Below are 17,163 nucleotides of genomic sequence, written 5' to 3'. Positions count from 1 at the left end.
CTGGTCGCCGACCCCGAGGGGCGGCTGGCGCGCTGCGACCGTGGCCATCCGGCCATGGCGGGCGCAGGCCTTGGGGATGTGCTCAGTGGCGTGTGCGGCGCGCTGCTGGCCCAGGGGCTTGGCGCCTGGGACGCCGCAGGCCTGGGCGTCTGGCTGCATGCCTGTGCTGGCGAGCGCCTGGGTAGCGGCGGGCCGGGGGTGGGCNNCGGCCGTGGGTTGGCCGCCAGTGACCTGATACCTGTGATTCGTGAGTTGTTGGAGGAGCATTCAGCGTGTCTGGCTTAAACCTGTTTCTGGCCGACGAAGCGGCCATGGTCGCCTTCGGCGGCCAACTCGCCCGCGTGACCGGTGGGCGCGGGATCATCTTCCTGGAAGGCGACCTTGGCGCTGGCAAGACAACCCTGTCTCGCGGCCTTATTCGTGGGTTGGGCCATACGGGTGCGGTGAAAAGCCCTACATTTACCGTGGTAGAACCCTACGAGATTGGTGATGTCCGAGCTTTTCACTTCGACCTCTATCGGCTGGTCGATCCGGAGGAGCTTGAGTTCATGGGCATTCGTGACTATTTCGAGGATGATCCACTGTGCCTGTTCGAGTGGCCACAAAAGGGTGCGGGCGTTTTGCCAAAGCCTGACCTGACCATTACCATAAGCCCCCAGGCGAGCGGACGCTCGCTTGTACTTTCGCCGCAGGGGGCTCGCGGCGACGCCTGGTGCGTGGCACTGGCCGAATACTATAAACAGCAAGCGGGGTAGGTATGCGCATACGCGCACTGGTCGCCATCGTTGGGCTTTTGCTGACAACGGTGACCGTTGAGGCTCTGGCCGTCACTCAAGTCAAGAGCGTGCGCCTGTGGCGTGCGCCGGACAACACCCGGTTGGTCTTCGACCTGTCCGGGCCTGTGCAGCACAGTGTCTTCACATTGAGCGCACCCGATCGGCTGGTCATCGACATCAACGGCGCAACCCTGGGCGCACCCTTGAAGGTGGCAACTTCCAATACGCCGATCAGCAGCGTGCGCTCGGCCCAGCGCACACCGACCGACCTGCGGGTGGTCGTGGACCTGAAGAAGTCGGTCACGCCCAAGAGCTTTACCTTGGCGCCCAACGCGCAATACGGCAATCGTCTGGTGGTCGACCTGTACGACCAGGAGGCGGACGCCATTGCCGCCAGTGCCCCAACGCCTGCGCCGCCACCGGTGCAGGCGCCGGCCACCACGCCAGCAGTGCCCGTCACGCCGACCCAGCCAGCCATCAAGCTGCCACCGGTGCCCAGTGGCAAGCGCGACATCGTGGTGGCCATCGATGCTGGCCACGGTGGCGAGGATCCTGGCGCTTCGGGCTCCAGCGGGCAGCATGAAAAAGACATCGTCCTGCAGATCGCCCGCGAACTGCAGCGCCAGATCAACAGCGAGAAGGGCTTTCGCGCCGAGCTGACGCGCACGGGCGACTACTTCATCCCATTGCGCAAGCGCACCGAGATCGCTCGCAAGAAAGGCGCCGACCTCTTCATCTCCATCCACGCCGATGCTGCCCCGTCGCGCGCTGCCTTCGGCGCCTCGGTGTTCGCCTTGTCCGACCGCGGTGCGACCTCCGAGACCGCACGCTGGCTGGCCGATACGGAAAACCGCTCCGACTTGATCGGCGGTGCCGGCAATGTCAGCCTCGACGACAAGGACCGCATGCTGGCCGGGGTGCTGCTCGACCTGTCGATGACGGCCACGCTCAGTTCCAGCCTCAACGTCGGTCAGAAGGTGCTGGGCAACATGGGGCGTATCACCTCGCTGCACAAGCAGCGCGTGGAGCAGGCCGGCTTCATGGTGCTCAAGTCCCCGGACATTCCGTCGATCCTGGTCGAGACCGGTTTCATCTCGAACAATGCAGAAGCCGCCAAGCTGGCTACGCGCAGCCACCAGCAGGCATTGGCCCGCTCCATTCACACCGGGGTTCGCCAGTACTTCCAGCAGAACCCACCGCCAGGCACCTACGTGGCGTGGCTACGCGACAGCGGCAAGATCGCCCAGGGCCCGCGTGAACATACGGTGCGGCCTGGTGAGACCCTGGCCATGCTCGCGGTTCGCTATCAAGTCAGCGTCACCAGCCTGCGCAGTACCAACAGCCTCAAGACCGATGAACTGAAGGTCGGCCAGCGCCTGGACATTCCTGCCACCACGTTGGCCTCGCAATGAGCGGCGGCTCACGCATCCAGCTGCTCAGCCCGCGGCTGGCCAACCAGATTGCGGCTGGCGAGGTGGTGGAACGGCCCGCATCGGTTGCCAAGGAGCTGTTGGAAAACAGTCTCGACTCCGGTGCTCGCCGGATCGATGTGGACGTCGAGCAAGGGGGCATCAAGCTGCTGAAGGTGCGCGACGATGGCAGCGGCATCTCTGCCGACGACCTGCCGCTGGCGCTGGAGCGCCATGCCACCAGCAAGATCCGCGAGCTGGAAGACCTCGAAGGCGTCCTGAGCCTGGGGTTTCGCGGTGAAGCCCTGGCGTCGATCAGCTCGGTCGCACGGCTGATCCTGACCTCGCGCACGGCCAACGCCAGCGAAGCCTGGCAGGTGGAAACCGAAGGGCGCGAGATGACCGCGCGGGTGCAGCCTGCTGCGCACCCTGTCGGCACGTCCGTGGAAGTGCGGGACCTGTTTTTCAACACGCCGGCGCGGCGCAAGTTTCTCAAGGCCGAGAAAACCGAATTCGACCACCTGCAGGAAGTGATCAGGCGCCTGGCACTGGCCCGGTTCGACGTGGCCTTCCATCTGCGGCACAACGGCAAGAGCATTCTGAGCTTGCACGAGGCCCGCGAAGAAGCCGACCGGGCCCGGCGGGTGGGCGCCATCTGTGGTCCCGGTTTCATGGAGCAGGCCCTGCCCATCGACGTGGAGCGCAACGGTCTGCGCCTGTGGGGGTGGGTCGGGTTGCCGACGTACTCGCGCAGCCAGGCAGACTTGCAGTACTTCTTCGTGAACGGGCGCGCGGTGCGTGACAAGCTGGTGGCCCATGCCGTACGCCAGGCTTACCGGGACGTGCTGTTCAACGGTCGTCACCCGACCTTCGTACTGTTCCTTGAGCTTGAGCCCAACGGCGTGGACGTCAACGTTCACCCAACCAAGCACGAAGTGCGCTTCCGTGAAGGCCGAAGCGTCCACGATTTCCTGTACGGCACCTTGCACCGTGCCCTGGCCGATGTGCGTCCCGAAGACCAGTTGGCTGCCCCGGCTGCCCTGCCTGAGGCGACCCGGCCGACGGGGCAGCAAGCAGGCGAGTTCGGGCCTCAGGGCGAAATGCGCCTGGCTGCGGCCGTGCTCGAGCAACCACGTGCTGCGCCGTCTCCCATTGCCGGCAGTGGCAGTGGCGCGGGTTACCAGTACTCATACACGCCCAGGCCGTCGCAGCCATTGCCGGCTGCCGAGGCCCAGGCGGTCTATCGCGAGTTCTACAAGCCCTTGAGCGAAGGCGCTGCCGCGCTGCCGGAAAGCCAGGGCGACATCCCCCCGCTTGGCTTCGCATTGGCCCAGCTCAAGGGCATCTACATTTTGGCCGAGAACGCCGCGGGCCTGGTGCTCGTCGACATGCATGCCGCCCATGAACGTATCATGTACGAGCGGCTGAAGGTGGCCATGGCCAGCGAGGGTCTTAGCGGTCAGCCGCTGCTGGTGCCCGAAACGCTCGCCCTGAGCCAGCGCGAGGCCGATTGCGCCGAAGAACACGCGGCCTGGTTCCAGCGCCTGGGCTTCGAACTGCAGCGCCTGGGCCCGGAAACGCTGGCGATTCGCCAGATTCCAGCATTGCTCAAGCAGGCCGAAGCCAACCGCCTGGTGCAGGATGTGCTGGCGGACCTCATGGAGTACGGCACCAGCGACCGTATTCAGGCACACCTGAACGAACTGCTCGGCACCATGGCCTGCCACGGTGCCGTGCGTGCCAATCGGCGCCTGGCGATTCCTGAAATGAACGCCTTGCTGCGCGACATGGAAAATACCGAGCGCAGCGGCCAGTGCAACCATGGCCGTCCCACATGGACCCAGATGGGCCTGGATGATCTGGACAAACTATTCCTGCGCGGTCGATGACATGAGTGGCAAGCCCCCTGCAATATTCCTGATGGGCCCGACCGCGTCGGGCAAGACCGACCTGGCCATCGAGCTGAGCAAGGTCTTGCCCTGCGAACTGGTGAGCGTTGATTCTGCCCTGGTCTATCGGGGCATGGACATTGGTTCGGCAAAGCCCTCGAAGGTCGTCCTGGCTGCCCACCCGCACCACCTGATCGACATCCGCGACCCGGCCGAAGCCTACTCGGCAGCGCAGTTTCGTGCCGACGCCTTGCGCGTGATGGCCGAGATCACCGCACGCGGCAACATCCCCTTGCTGGTGGGCGGGACCATGCTCTATTACAAGGCGTTGACCGAGGGGCTGGCCGACATGCCGGCGGCCGATGCCCAGGTCAGGGCCGAGCTCGAGGCTCTGGCCGAGGCCGAGGGCCTGGCAGCGCTGCATCGGCAGTTGGCTGAGGTCGATCCGGAGTCGGCCGCGCGCATTCATCCCAACGATCCGCAGCGGTTGATCCGGGCGCTGGAGGTGTACCGGGTCAGCGGGCAAAGCATGACGGCCCATCGCCAGCGTCAATTGGCTGAAAGTAGCGGTGTAGACGCAAGCGCCTGCGGTCATTTGCCCTATACTGTCGCCAGTCTTGCGATTGCGCCTACAGATCGTCACATTCTGCATCAGCGAATTGCGTTACGATTTTCACAGATGTTGGAACAGGGCTTTGTCGACGAGGTCCGATTGCTGCGAGCCAGAAGTGACTTGCACGCCGGGCTGCCGTCTATACGGGCAGTGGGCTATCGGCAGGTCTGGGATTACCTGGACGGCCAGCTGACTGAGAATGAGATGCGTGAACGCGGTATCATCGCGACCAGGCAGCTGGCCAAGCGGCAATTCACCTGGCTGCGTGGCTGGCCAGGCGTGCATTGGCTCGACAGCCTGGCCTGCGACAATCTGTCCCGCACCTTGAAATACCTTGGGGCCGTCTCCATATTGAGCTGAGTCCCTGCTGATTGCCGTCTATCCTTGTGAAAGCCGGCCTTACTTATCGTTTTTTCAGATTTTCCAATTATTTATCCTTACAGGAGTGCGGCATATGTCAAAAGGGCATTCGCTACAAGACCCTTACCTGAATACCTTGAGAAAAGAAAAGGTTCCGGTTTCGATCTACCTGGTCAACGGCATCAAGCTGCAAGGCTCGATCGAGTCGTTCGACCAGTTCGTGGTACTGCTGAAGAACACCGTCAGCCAGATGGTCTACAAGCACGCCATTTCCACTGTTGTACCTGCCCGCCCGGTTCGTCTGCCAAGCCCGTCCGATTCCGATCACGGCGACAGCGAGCCAGGCAACGCCTGATAGGAGCCTGCATTGTTCTTTGAGCGCCACGGTGGTGGTGAACGCGCGCTGCTCGTTCACTTGGAAGGTCAGAACCCTGAGGCGCGCGAAGACCCGCAGGAGTTTCAGGAACTCGCGTTGTCGGCCGGTGCCGACATCGTCTCGCTGGTAACGGTCACGAGGCATCAGCCCTCGGCCAAGTACCTGATTGGCAGTGGCAAGGTCGAGGAGTTGCACGACCGTGTCCATGCCGAGCAGGTAGACCTGGTGATTTTCAATCACACCCTCACGCCCAGCCAGGAGCGCAACCTCGAACGCGTGTTCGAGTGCCGTGTGCTCGACAGGACCGGGCTGATTCTGGATATCTTCGCTCAGCGCGCACGTACCCACGAAGGCAAGCTGCAGGTCGAACTGGCCCAGCTTGAGCACATGAGTACGCGGCTGGTACGCGGCTGGACCCACCTTGAGCGACAAAAAGGGGGTATTGGCCTGCGGGGGCCGGGTGAAACTCAGCTCGAAACCGACCGTCGCCTGCTGCGCGTGCGCATCCGGCAGATCAAGTCCCGCCTCGAGAAAGTGCGCAGCCAGCGTGAACAGGCGCGTCGCGGGCGTAAGCGTGCGGACATCCCGTCGGTCTCGCTGGTGGGCTACACCAACGCCGGCAAGTCCACGTTGTTCAACGCCCTGACCCAGTCGCAGGTGTACGCGGCCGACCAGTTGTTCGCCACCCTCGACCCGACGCTGCGTCGGCTTGAGCTCAACGACCTGGGGCCTATCGTGCTGGCCGATACCGTGGGCTTCATCCGGCACCTGCCGCACAAGCTGGTCGAGGCGTTTCGAGCTACGCTCGAGGAGTCGAGCAACTCCGACCTGCTGCTGCACGTGATCGATGCCCATGAGCCCGAGCGCATGGAGCAGATCGAGCAGGTGCTGGCAGTATTGGGCGAGATTGGCGCTGAAGGCTTGCCGATCCTCGAGGTGTATAACAAACTCGACCTGCTCGAAGAGGTCGAGCCGCAGATCCAGCGCAACGCCGACGGCAAGCCGGAGCGGGTCTGGGTTTCGGCACGTGACGGGCGTGGCCTGGAGCTGGTTGGCCAGGCGATTGCCGAGTTGCTGGGTGATGATCTGTTTGTCGGCACCTTGTGCCTGGAACAACGTTTTGCTCGCCTGCGCGCGCAATTCTTTGACTTGGGCGCGGTGCAGAGTGAAGCGCATGATGAAGAAGGGCGCAGCCTGCTGAGCGTGCGTCTGCCCAGGGTCGAACTCAATCGCCTGGTCAGCCGTGAAGGCATGGAGCCGCAAGTGTTTGTCGAGCAACACACTTTGCAATAAATGCCCCACGAGGTCGTCGGGCAGCAGTGACAGGCATTCTGTAGCATTGGACGGCGCGCCGTGGGCGCGTCTTTGCTTTATCAGATGGAGAGCGCTATGGCTTGGAACGAGCCGGGTGGCAACTCGAACAATCAGGATCCCTGGGGCGGCCGCCGCGGTGGCGGTGGTGGCGGCGACAAAAAAGGTCCGCCGGATCTGGACGAGGCCTTCCGCAAACTGCAGGACAGCCTCAACGGCATGTTCGGTGGTGGCAAGAAACGGGGTGGCGGTGACCGCAATGTCGGCAAGGGCGGCGGCCTGGGGCTGCTGGCCATCGGCCTGGCAGTGCTGGCGGCCATCTGGCTGTACAGCGCCGTGTATGTCGTCGACGAGCAGGAGCAAGCCGTTGTGCTGCGCTTCGGCAAGTATTATGAGACGGTCGGTCCCGGCCTGAACATCTACTTCCCGCCGATCGATCGCAAGTACATGGAAAACGTCACGCGCGAGCGGGCCTACACCAAGCAGGGCCAGATGCTGACCGAAGACGAGAACATCGTCGAGGTGCCGCTGACCGTCCAGTACAAGATCAGCAACCTGCAGGACTTCGTGCTCAACGTCGACCAGCCCGAGGTCAGCCTGCAGCATGCGACCGACAGCGCCCTGCGTCACGTGGTGGGCTCTACGTCCATGGACCAGGTGTTGACCGAAGGTCGTGAACAGATGGCCGTGGACATCCGCGAACGTCTGCAGCGTTTCCTCGACAACTACCGCACCGGTATCACCGTTACCCAGGTCAACGTGCAGAGCGCGGCAGCCCCGCGTGAAGTGCAGGAAGCCTTCGATGACGTGATCCGGGCCCGCGAAGACGAGCAGCGTGCCCGCAACCAGGCCGAGTCCTACGCCAATGGCGTGGTGCCCGAAGCCCGTGGTCAGGCTCAGCGCATCATCGAAGACGCCAACGGCTACCGCGATGAAGTCATTGCCCGAGCCAAAGGTGAGGCCGACCGCTTCACCAAGCTGGTCACCGAGTACCGCAAGGCACCTGACGTGACCCGTCAGCGCCTGTACCTGGAAACCATGCAGGCGGTGTATAGCAATTCGAGCAAGGTCATGGTGGCGACCAAGGACGGGCAGAACAACCTGCTCTACCTGCCGCTGGACAAGATGGTCGAAGGCAGCCGCAATCCGTCCGCGCCTGCAAGCGGCGTATCGTCGGCCAACGACGCTGCGGCCGCGCGCTCGGCGCAGGACACGCAACAGCAACAGCAGCCGCTGCGCACTAGGGAGAGCCGCTGATGAGCAACCGATCGCTGATCGCCCTGATCGCCGCCGTGGTTCTGGCCATCGTGGCCTGGAACAGCTTCTACATCGTGTCCCAGACCGAACGTGCAGTTCTGCTGCGCTTCGGTAAGGTCGTCCAGGCCGATGTCCAGCCAGGGCTGCACGTGAAAGTGCCGTACGTGAACCAGGTACGCAAGTTCGACGCCCGCCTGATGACCCTCGACGCGCCTACCCAGCGGTTCCTGACCCTGGAGAAGAAAGCGGTGATGGTCGACGCCTATGCCAAATGGCGCGTCAAGGATGCCGAGCGCTTCTACACGGCCACCTCCGGCATGAAGCAGATTGCTGACGAGCGTCTGTCCCGTCGTCTGGAAAGCGGCCTGCGTGACCAGTTCGGCAAGCGCACCTTGCACGAGGTGGTGTCGGGTGAGCGTGACGCGTTGATGGCCGACATCACCGCTTCGCTGAACCGCATGGCCAACAAGGAGCTGGGTATCGAGGTCGTCGACGTCCGCGTCAAGGCCATCGACCTGCCCAAGGAAGTCAACCGCAGCGTGTTCGACCGCATGAGCACCGAGCGTGAGCGCGAGGCGCGCGAGCACCGGGCCAAGGGTAACGAGCTGGCTGAAGGTATTCGTGCAGACGCCGATCGTCAGCGCCGTGTGCTGCTGGCCGAGGCCTATCGCGAAGCTGAAGAGACCCGCGGTGACGGTGATGCCCAGGCGGCTTCCATCTACGCCAAGGCCTACACGCAGGACGCTGATTTCTATGCGTTCTACCGTAGCCTGCAAGCCTACCGCGAGAGCTTCTCCAGCAAGAGCGACGTGCTGGTCCTGGATCCGAAGAACGAGTTCTTCCGCTTCATGGACAAGAGCAGGCCCTGAGTCGAATTCGGGCAGGCGCCCCGCCTGGCAGCTAAAACGCCAGGCAGGGTGCATCCCGAATCAAAAGGGGTGTATGATGAGTCAGCCGGGAAATTTCCCGGCTTTTTTGCGTCTGCAAGGTTGATCGGCCCGGTGTCGGTCCGCTTTTGACACGTTCGCAAGGCAATTCGAGGGTATCGGGTACGGTGGCTGCGCTGGGATCAGTGCTGCCCGTTGCTGTGCGCGATACCTGCTTTACTGACGGCCGGCCTGCTGGCGGCCGCCCGGACCAGAGGGGAAAAGGCGTAATGGCAACGGTAGACCGCTGGCTGCTGCCAGATGGCATCGAGGAAGTACTGCCACCTGAGGCTGCGCGTATCGAGATCGCGCGTCGCCAGGTGTTGGACCTGTTCCAGAGTTGGGGTTACGAACTGGTCGTCACCCCGCATATCGAGTACCTGGAGTCGCTGCTCACCGGCGCCGGCCAGGACCTGGATCAGCGTACCTTCAAGGTAGTAGACCCGCAGTCCGGCCGCCTGATGGGCTTTCGTGCCGACTTCACGCCGCAGGTTGCGCGCATCGACGCCCATACCCTGCGCCGTGAAGGCCCAAGCCGGTTGTGCTACGCCGGCAGTGTGCTGCATGCCCAGCCGCGTGCCTTGTCCACCTCGCGCAGCCCTATCCAGCTGGGTGCCGAACTGTATGGCGATGCCAGCCCCACCAGCGATGTGGAAGTCATCAGCCTGATGCTCGCCACGTTGCAGTTGGCCGATGTGCCTGATGTCCACATGGACCTGGGCCATGTGGGTATCTACCGTGGGTTGGCTCGGGCCGCCGGTCTGTCGGGCGCGGTCGAGCAGCAGTTGTTCGACGCCCTGCAACGTAAGGCGGTCGACGAAGTGCAGGCGCTGACGGCCGACGTGCCAAACGATGTGGGCAACATGTTGCGAGCCCTGGTCGAGCTATGCGGCGGCAGGGAAGTCCTGGCCGAGGCCCGCGTACGCCTGGGTCGTGCACCTGCCAGCGTGCTGGCGGCCCTGGACGATTTGCTGGCCATCGCCGATCGGCTGGCCGCCCGTTACCCGCAGTTGCCGTTGTACTTCGACCTGGGTGAGCTGCGCGGTTACAACTACCACACGGGCGTGGTGTTTGCGGTGTTCGTACCAGGTGAAGGGCAGTCGATTGCCCAAGGCGGCCGTTATGACGACATCGGCGCCGACTTTGGCCGGGCGCGCCCGGCTACCGGTTTCTCCACGGATTTGAAGACCCTGGTCACACTGGGGCGAGCGGAGGTCGTACTGCCCACGGGCGGCATCTGGATGCCGGACAGTGGCGATGCGGCCCTATGGCAGCATGTCTGCCAGTTGCGCAACGAGGGCCAGCGTGTGGTCCAGGCCCTGCCTGGTCAGCCGCTGAGTGCTGCCCTTGAAGCGGATTGTGATCGTCAATTGATTCAGCAAGACGGGCGCTGGCAGGTTCTGCCGCTGGCCCAGTGAGTTTCTGCGTCGGCAACAGGCCGGCAACCAAGTTTGCGTGAATGAGGACCAATGTAATGGGTAAGAATGTCGTCGTCCTGGGCACCCAGTGGGGTGATGAGGGCAAAGGCAAGATCGTCGATCTGCTGACCGAACATGCTGCCGCCGTCGTGCGCTACCAGGGTGGCCACAATGCGGGCCACACCCTGGTGATCAACGGTGAAAAGACCGTTCTGCACCTGATTCCATCCGGCATCCTGCGTGAAGGCGTGCAATGCCTGATCGGCAACGGTGTGGTCGTTGCACCCGATGCACTGATGCGCGAGATCACCAAGTTGGAAGAGAAGGGCGTACCGGTGCGTGAGCGCCTGCGCATTTCCCCGGCTGCGCCGCTGATCCTGTCGTACCACGTCGCGCTGGACCAGGCCCGTGAAAAAGCCCGTGGCGAAGCCAAGATCGGCACCACCGGCCGTGGTATTGGCCCAGCGTACGAAGACAAGGTTGCCCGCCGTGGCCTGCGCGTGGGCGATCTGTTCCACCGCGAGCGTTTTGCCGCAAAGCTGGGCGAGCTGCTGGACTACCACAACTTCCAGCTGGTGAATTACTACAAAGAGCCTGCCATCGATTTCCAGCAGACGCTGGACGAGTGCATGGCCTACGCCGAACAGCTCAAGCCGATGATGCTCGACGTCACTGCCGAGCTGCACAACCTGCGTCGTGCCGGCAAGGACATCATGTTCGAAGGCGCACAGGGCTCGCTGCTGGACATCGACCACGGTACCTACCCGTACGTCACCAGCTCCAACACCACCGCTGGCGGTATCTCGACCGGTTCCGGCGTGGGCCCGATGTACCTGGACTACATCCTGGGCATCACCAAGGCCTACACCACCCGCGTAGGTTCGGGTCCGTTCCCAACCGAACTGTTCGATGACACGGGCGCCACCTTGGCCAAGCGTGGCCATGAGTTCGGTTCCACGACCGGGCGTGCCCGTCGTTGCGGCTGGTTCGATGCCGTCATCCTGCGCCGCGCCATCGACGTCAACAGCATCTCGGGTATCTGCCTGACCAAGCTCGACGTGCTCGACGGCCTGGAGACCATCAACATCTGCGTAGGTTACAAGGATGCCAATGGTGAAGTGATCGAAGCCCCGACCGATGCCGACAGCTACATCGGCCTGCAACCGGTGTACGAAACACTGCCGGGCTGGAGCGAGTCGACCCTGGGTGCCAAGACCCTGGAAGCGCTGCCTGCCAATGCGCGTGCCTACATCACCCGCATCGAGGAACTGATCGGCGCACCGATCGACATCATCTCCACCGGCCCGGACCGCAACGAAACCATCGTGCTGCGTCATCCGTTCGCCTGATCTGCCCTCCAGGCTGATCTGACGCCGTGGCCCTGAACAGGGGTCGCGGCGTTTTTCATTGTGGGTACGAAGCTCGTATTGCTTGAGCTTGGCGTGTATCCCCGCTGCTACCGGCATAACCCTTGCTGTAAGAATTGTCTGTCGATGCCATCAAAGTAATGGCGCCAGAAAACACGAGGGTTTTACCGTGTCTGCCATCCTTTCGCTGTTACGAAGCCGCCTGTTGCGGCCTGTTTTTGTGGCCTTGGGTATCGCCCTTTTGGTGCAGGTGCTGGTGGCCGTTGCCCTGACACGAAGCACGGTTTCGGCCCTTGAGCGCGAACTGGCCCAACGCCTTGGGCATGACAGCCAACAACTCACGACTGATCTGGAACAAGCCGGCCAGGAGGTGCGCGCAGGCCTCGATGGCTTGTCTGCCAGCACTCGCCAACGCTTGAGTGCAGGGCTCTCGACACGCCTGCAGGCCGAGCAGCAGCAACTGCGCGAGACCCTCGAAGGCACCTTGAAGGAGTCCGCCAACGACATGGCAGAGTTGCTGGCCTCGGTGGCGCCGCGCGCCATCTGGGACAAGGATGTGCCGGTGTTATCGGATTTCGCCCGACGGGCGCAGCGCAATCCCAACGTTCTGTTCGTGATTTATGACGATGCAGAAGGCCAGCACCTGACCCGCTACCTGAACCGACAGAACCCAATCAACCAGGCATTGCTCGAGAAGGGGCAAGGGGAGCGGGCGCTGGACAAAGTAATCGAGGCCGCACGCCGCGACCCTGCTGTGTACATGGTCGAAGCGTCGATCAACCCGAATGGGGCAGAAATCGGCAAGGTGCTGATGGGTGTTTCAACCGCCGGCATCGATCAGCAGCTGGCCGCTCTGGACCAACGTTTCGCGGCCTTGATCACCAGCAGCGAACAGTTGGTTGGCGACAGCCTGGTGGGAGCGGCTGCCGACAGTGGCAAGACACTGCGTGAACGCCTGGAGGCTGCGCAAGGCAGCGCCGCGGCCATGCAGAACAATACAGCTCAAACCGTGCGCGATGCGGCGGCAGAATTGCGTTGGCGCATCGGCCTGGGCCTGGTGCTGGTGGGGCTGGGCGTGCTGTTGGTGGTGGCCATAGTGCTGGGCCGGCGTGTGGTGAGCAAGTTGCGCCTGTTGATCGCGGCGCTCGATGACCTGGCAGCGGGCGAAGGCGACCTGACCAAGCGGGTACCCCTGGACAGCCGCGACGAGATTGGCGACATGGCCTCAGCGGTCAATCGCTTCGTCGACAAGCTGCAACCTATCGTGCGCGAAGCCGGTGACGTGGCCGAGCGCACCGGTGTGGAGATCGGCGCCATGACCCAGCGCAACGCAGGCGCCGATGCCGCCGCCGCGTTGCAGCGTGATGAGGTGGCGGCCAGCCTGAGCGACCTGTCGAGCATGGCTGAAGAAGCCCAGGCCGAGAGCCATGCCATGCAGGCCGCCTTGCAGCAGGTGGTGGACATTCGCCAGGCCACTGACGAAAACAGTCGCACCTCCACGCAACTGGCCGGGCTCATCGAAAACCTGGCCGGGCAGGTGGATGCAGGCTCGCAGGTCATCGAGCGCCTGGCCAAGCAAAGCGAGCAGATCGAGGTGGTGCTGACGGTCATCCACGGCATTGCCGAGCAAACCAACCTGCTGGCCCTCAACGCCGCCATCGAAGCCGCCCGTGCCGGCGAGACGGGGCGAGGCTTTGCCGTAGTGGCGGATGAAGTCAGGGCGTTGGCGAGCAAGACGCAACGCTCCACCGGTGACATCCAGGCGCATATTGCCGCACTGCAGGCAGGGGCGAAGGAGGCGGTGGCCACGATCAGTCAGGCGGGTACAAAGGCCAGCGAAGGGCTGCTGGTGCTGCGTGACAACGAGCGTCGCCAGCAGTCGGTACAGGCTGCCGTCGAGCAGGTGCATGCGGCGATAGGCCTGGCCACCCGCGCCGCCGAACAGCAGGCCAATGGCGCGCAAGCGGTGCGCGGCAGGGTGCAGAACATTCATACCCAGGCCGAACGTTCAGCCGAAGTGGTGATGCAGACCACGGCAAGCAGCAAGGTGCTGGACGATCTGGCGGCCCAGCTTCGGGCAAGTCTGGGCCAGTTCCGGGCGTGATGCGCTTTGGGCCATCACGCGCGGTTCAGGTACATCCGCGTTGTCAGCAAATACACCGGCAACCCTGAAACCACGATCAGCAGCGCCGCATAGGGTGCCGCCGCTGCGAACTCGACATTGGCCGTGTGTGCCCAGACTTCGGTGGCAAGGGTCGTCATGCCGGTAGGACTGAGCAGCAACGTTGCCGTCAATTCCTTCATGGCGTCCAGAAACACCAGGGCGAAGGCCGCTGCCATCGCCGGGAAGATGATCGGCAGGGTCACTTTGCAGAACGCGGCAAAGCTGCTTGCACCCAGGGTGCGTGCCGCCTCTTCCAGCGTAGGGGATGCCTTGTTCAAGGCCGTGCGCACGGGCGACTGGGCCAAAGGCAGGAACAGCAGTGCATAGGCCAGAAGCAGTAACGCCGTGGTCTGGTACAGCGCCGGCACGTAGTGCAGGGCAAAGAACACCAGCGTCAGGGCAATGACAAGCCCGGGCAGGGCATGCAACAGGTAGGGCAGGCGTTCTGCCCAGATGGCCAGGCGCCCCTTGTAGCGCACCACCAGGAAACTGATCGGCAGAGCCAGCACGACGCAGAAACCGGCGCCGCCTAGCGACACGGACAGCGATGTGAACAGTGCCCTGGAAATATCCGCAATGGGGAACGCTGCGGATGAACCCACACTGAGCCAGTAACCGAGCATGGCCAATGGAATACCGCTGCCCAATACGGCCAGGCCCAGGCAGAACACTTGAGCAGGTATCGCCCAGCCACGCAGCTTTACAGGTTGAGCGCGGCGTGCCACGCCCTGGCCAATGCGTACATGCCGTGCCTTGCCACGTACCCGCAGTTCCAGCCACAGCATGATCAAGCACATGGCCAACAGCACGGCGGACAACATGGCCGCGTTGGCGTTGCTGAATTCCAGCTCGAACTGCTGGTAGATGGCGGTGGTGAATGTCTGCAAGCCCAGAATCGACAGTGCGCCGAACTCCACGAGCATGTGCAGGGCGATCAGCAGGGCGCCACCCAGCATCGACGGCCACAGCAAGGGCAGGGTGACTTTCCGGTACACGCTCCAGCGGCTGCAACCCAATGTGCGCGCCGACTCCTCAAGGGAGGTGTCCAGGTTGCGTAAAGTGGCCGCCACCGGGAGGAAGATCAGCGGGTACTTGGACAGGGCCATTACCAGAATGGCGCCGCCCAAGCCTTCGAAGTCCGAGCTCAGCGAAACCCAGGTAAAGCTGCTGACGAACGACGGCACGGCAAAGGGCAGGCACAGCACCACCCCCCACAACCTGCGCCCGGGCAGGTCGCTGCGCTCCAGCAGCCATGCCAGCGCCAGGCCTACGACCATACAGGTCAGCGTAACCCCGACCATCAGCAGCAGGGTGTTGCGCATCAGCCCCCATACGTAGGGGCGCCACAACAGGTACAGCGCCTCTCGCCAGCCGGCTTCCCAGGCTTTGATGGCCACGTAGAGCAATGGCAGTACGCTCATCGCCACCAGGAAAAGCACGGGCAGCACCACCCAGATCGAGGGGCGCTTGCGGTGCGGTACGAAACGTACCGGCACCGGCTGGGTCAGGGCGGCAGTCATCAGAGCAGACCGACCTCACGCTCAAGCTCAAGGGCTTCTTCGGCATTGCCGAGGTCGGCCGGCGTGATCTTGGGCGGGCGCAACTCGTCGAACGGCTTCAGGCCGCGATCGGAAACCATGCCCTTGTGCAGTGGGTATTCGGCCGTGGTCTGGGTGATCACGCGCTGGCCTTCTTCGCTGGCCATCCAGTTGAGCAATGCCTGGGCTTCCTTGGGGTGCTTGCTGGCCTTCACGGCCGCGGCACCCGAAATGGTCACCAGGTTGCCGGCGTCGCCATCGGCCAGGTAGTACAGCTTGGAGTCAAGCTTGCCGCGCTCGCGCTCCAGGGCGTACCAGTAGTAGTTGTTGACCAGCACCGCGCCCACTTCACCTTTCTCCACGGCCTTGAGGGCGACCATGTTGTTGGTGTAGGTCTTGCCGAATGCCTTCAGGCCGGTCAGCCACTCTTCCGTTGCTTCGCGGCCATGCATCTTCAGGATGGCTACCGCCTGCTCCTGGAAGGCCCCGCTGGTGGGTACGAAGCCAACGCGCCCGTCCCATTCAGGGTTGGCGAAGTCCATGACCGTGGTCGGCAGGTCCTTCTCGTCGATTTTCTTGGGGTTGTACACCACCACCCGGGTCCGCGCGGTCACGCCCATCCAGGTACCGTTGGCGGCGACATATTCCTTGGGCAGCATGTTGAGCGTGGCATCATCGATCTTTGCCAGCAGGCCCAGCTCACCCAGGTTATTCAGGGGTGGCGACTCTTCGGTATAGATGATGTCGGCCGGCGAGCGCTCGCCTTCTTCGATGATCTGGCTGGCCAGCTGGTTGCTGCTGCCCTTGCGGATATTGATATGGATGCCGGTCTTGGCTTCATAAGCCTTGGCGATGGCCTCGCCGATTTCCTTGTGCTGACCGTTGTACATGGTCAAGGTGACCGGCGCATCTGCCATGGCGGCCGGAGCGCCGATGACCAGGCTCAACACGGCGGCGGCCAGGGTGCGCATCAGCGGTTGCGGGCGGATCGTCATGCGGGTACTTCCTCGCTTACGGCTACATATTTGGAAACAATGGTAAACGAAATCGTTTCTCATGTGGCGAGGTGACGATAAATTCATTGAGCGGGGTGCTTGGGGCTATGCACGCGTCGGAAAGGGCGAGGCGTTGGGTTTTGTGCGCCATCTTGCACAGCGCCGAAAACACGGAAGGGCGGGGCCATGATGCTAAATTTCAGGCAAGAAAAAACCCACTAGCAAGCTAGTGGGTTTTTGTATGGTGCCCAGGAGAAGACTCGAACTTCCACGACCGTTAAGTCACTGATACCTGAAACCAGCGCGTCTACCAATTCCGCCACCTGGGCAAAGCTTTACATCATCTGATGAAGGCGACTATTGTTCGCTTCACACAGTAGTAACAGATCCTTGGTCATCTATTACTTGAAAATTTTGGTGCCCAGGAGAAGACTCGAACTTCCACGGCCGTTAAGCCACTGATACCTGAAACCAGCGNNACCAATTCCGCCACCTGGGCACACATTCGAGATAAAAGATGCTTTACAGCGCCGCTCATCTCTACTACAACTTCGGGGTTGTCCGTCGTCGTGGTGCGCACTATACGGATGCCCTCGGGGGCTGTAAAGCCCTCGATCAAAAAAAATCTCAAAAAATTCAACTTGTTGATTTCATGGGCCTATTGCCGCTCGCCGGGCGCTCCTCAGGGGGCTGTCCAAGGCTGACATTTCCGGTTTCAATACGCCTATGCCAGAATTCCTATCTATATACCCCAAGGTGAACCC

Annotated in this window: 14 protein-coding genes and 2 tRNA genes; 12 read left to right on the top strand and 4 right to left on the bottom strand. The window is 62.7% G+C overall.

Annotation, left to right across the window (positions count from 1 at the left end; genetic code table 11):
- From B2S33_RS02550 to B2S33_RS02495, 12 genes are all read left to right on the top strand, one after another.
- A partial coding sequence (locus tag B2S33_RS02550; RefSeq protein ID WP_288649756.1) for an NAD(P)H-hydrate dehydratase occupies positions 1–285 on the top strand: 285 nt, incomplete at its 5' end.
- Positions 273–755 carry a tRNA (adenosine(37)-N6)-threonylcarbamoyltransferase complex ATPase subunit type 1 TsaE gene (gene tsaE, locus B2S33_RS02545; RefSeq protein ID WP_027913956.1) on the top strand — a complete coding sequence of 161 codons (483 nt, stop codon included), beginning with the start codon at positions 273–275 and terminating at the stop codon, positions 753–755. The genes B2S33_RS02550 and tsaE, both read left to right, overlap by 13 nt.
- Positions 756–757: 2 nt before the next feature.
- Positions 758–2,188: an N-acetylmuramoyl-L-alanine amidase gene (locus tag B2S33_RS02540; protein ID WP_027913955.1), complete on the top strand. Its 1,431-nt coding sequence runs from the start codon at positions 758–760 to the stop codon at positions 2,186–2,188.
- Positions 2,185–4,074 carry a DNA mismatch repair endonuclease MutL gene (gene mutL, locus B2S33_RS02535; protein WP_288649754.1) on the top strand — a complete coding sequence of 630 codons (1,890 nt, stop codon included), beginning with the start codon at positions 2,185–2,187 and terminating at the stop codon, positions 4,072–4,074. The genes B2S33_RS02540 and mutL overlap by 4 nt, the downstream gene beginning before the upstream one ends.
- A 1-nt stretch (position 4,075) precedes the next feature.
- Positions 4,076–5,047 carry a tRNA (adenosine(37)-N6)-dimethylallyltransferase MiaA gene (gene miaA / locus B2S33_RS02530; protein WP_028687881.1) on the top strand — a complete coding sequence of 324 codons (972 nt, stop codon included), beginning with the start codon at positions 4,076–4,078 and terminating at the stop codon, positions 5,045–5,047.
- Between the two features lie 94 nt (positions 5,048–5,141).
- Entirely contained in the window at positions 5,142–5,402 is a 261-nt protein-coding gene (gene hfq / locus B2S33_RS02525; RefSeq protein ID WP_015272006.1) for an RNA chaperone Hfq, read from the top strand.
- 12 nt (positions 5,403–5,414) lie between these two features.
- On the top strand, positions 5,415–6,716 hold the full coding sequence (gene hflX, locus B2S33_RS02520) for a ribosome rescue GTPase HflX (RefSeq protein ID WP_027913952.1): 1,302 nt from the start codon (positions 5,415–5,417) through the stop codon (positions 6,714–6,716).
- 96 nt (positions 6,717–6,812) lie between these two features.
- Positions 6,813–7,991, top strand: coding sequence for an FtsH protease activity modulator HflK (hflK, locus tag B2S33_RS02515; RefSeq protein WP_027913951.1), 1,179 nt, complete (start codon positions 6,813–6,815; stop codon positions 7,989–7,991).
- Positions 7,991–8,860, top strand: a complete 870-nt coding sequence (gene hflC, locus B2S33_RS02510) for a protease modulator HflC (RefSeq protein ID WP_027913950.1) — start codon at positions 7,991–7,993, stop codon at positions 8,858–8,860. Before hflK ends, hflC begins: the two co-directional genes overlap by 1 nt.
- Before the next feature lie 287 nt (positions 8,861–9,147).
- Positions 9,148–10,335 (top strand): ATP phosphoribosyltransferase regulatory subunit, encoded by a 1,188-nt coding sequence (locus tag B2S33_RS02505; RefSeq protein ID WP_027913949.1) that lies wholly within the window; start codon positions 9,148–9,150, stop codon positions 10,333–10,335.
- A 56-nt stretch (positions 10,336–10,391) separates the two neighbouring features.
- Positions 10,392–11,684, top strand: a complete 1,293-nt coding sequence (locus tag B2S33_RS02500; RefSeq protein WP_023533002.1) for an adenylosuccinate synthase — start codon at positions 10,392–10,394, stop codon at positions 11,682–11,684.
- Between the two features lie 187 nt (positions 11,685–11,871).
- Positions 11,872–13,806 (top strand): methyl-accepting chemotaxis protein, encoded by a 1,935-nt coding sequence (locus tag B2S33_RS02495; RefSeq protein ID WP_125922705.1) that lies wholly within the window; start codon positions 11,872–11,874, stop codon positions 13,804–13,806.
- A gap of 14 nt (positions 13,807–13,820) precedes the next feature.
- Here B2S33_RS02495 and B2S33_RS02490 read toward each other — a convergent pair whose 3' ends face one another.
- The 4 genes from B2S33_RS02490 to B2S33_RS02475 form a co-directional block, all read right to left on the bottom strand.
- Positions 13,821–15,386 carry an ABC transporter permease gene (locus tag B2S33_RS02490; RefSeq protein WP_280076312.1) on the bottom strand — a complete coding sequence of 522 codons (1,566 nt, stop codon included), beginning with the start codon at positions 15,384–15,386 and terminating at the stop codon, positions 13,821–13,823.
- Positions 15,386–16,399, bottom strand: a complete 1,014-nt coding sequence (locus tag B2S33_RS02485; protein ID WP_027913946.1) for an extracellular solute-binding protein — start codon at positions 16,397–16,399, stop codon at positions 15,386–15,388. Before B2S33_RS02485 ends, B2S33_RS02490 begins: the two co-directional genes overlap by 1 nt.
- 242 nt (positions 16,400–16,641) lie before the next feature.
- A tRNA-Leu gene (locus B2S33_RS02480) sits at positions 16,642–16,728 on the bottom strand.
- 86 nt (positions 16,729–16,814) lie between these two features.
- Positions 16,815–16,898: transfer RNA gene (locus B2S33_RS02475), tRNA-Leu, on the bottom strand.
- Positions 16,899–17,163: the final 265 nt, after the last annotated feature.

Origin of the sequence: Pseudomonas sp. UBA5568, from assembly GCF_002425525.1 — a bacterium.
Classification (GTDB): domain Bacteria; phylum Pseudomonadota; class Gammaproteobacteria; order Pseudomonadales; family Pseudomonadaceae; genus Aquipseudomonas; species Aquipseudomonas fulva.
The sequence above is the reverse complement of the archived record's forward strand: the minus strand, read 5'-3'. Positions and strand labels throughout refer to the sequence as shown.

Excerpts from the sequence above, each read along its gene's own strand:
- B2S33_RS02490 (WP_280076312.1), bottom strand. The coding sequence starts at position 15,386 with ATGACTGCCGCCCTGACCCAGCCGGTGCCGGTACGTTTCGTACCGCAC.
- hfq (WP_015272006.1), top strand. The coding sequence starts at position 5,142 with ATGTCAAAAGGGCATTCGCTACAAGACCCTTACCTGAATACCTTGAGA.
- B2S33_RS02540 (WP_027913955.1), top strand. The coding sequence starts at position 758 with ATGCGCATACGCGCACTGGTCGCCATCGTTGGGCTTTTGCTGACAACG.
- miaA (WP_028687881.1), top strand. The coding sequence starts at position 4,076 with ATGAGTGGCAAGCCCCCTGCAATATTCCTGATGGGCCCGACCGCGTCG.
- hflK (WP_027913951.1), top strand. The coding sequence starts at position 6,813 with ATGGCTTGGAACGAGCCGGGTGGCAACTCGAACAATCAGGATCCCTGG.
- mutL (WP_288649754.1), top strand. The coding sequence starts at position 2,185 with ATGAGCGGCGGCTCACGCATCCAGCTGCTCAGCCCGCGGCTGGCCAAC.
- hflC (WP_027913950.1), top strand. The coding sequence starts at position 7,991 with ATGAGCAACCGATCGCTGATCGCCCTGATCGCCGCCGTGGTTCTGGCC.
- B2S33_RS02505 (WP_027913949.1), top strand. The coding sequence starts at position 9,148 with ATGGCAACGGTAGACCGCTGGCTGCTGCCAGATGGCATCGAGGAAGTA.
- B2S33_RS02485 (WP_027913946.1), bottom strand. The coding sequence starts at position 16,399 with ATGACGATCCGCCCGCAACCGCTGATGCGCACCCTGGCCGCCGCCGTG.
- B2S33_RS02500 (WP_023533002.1), top strand. The coding sequence starts at position 10,392 with ATGGGTAAGAATGTCGTCGTCCTGGGCACCCAGTGGGGTGATGAGGGC.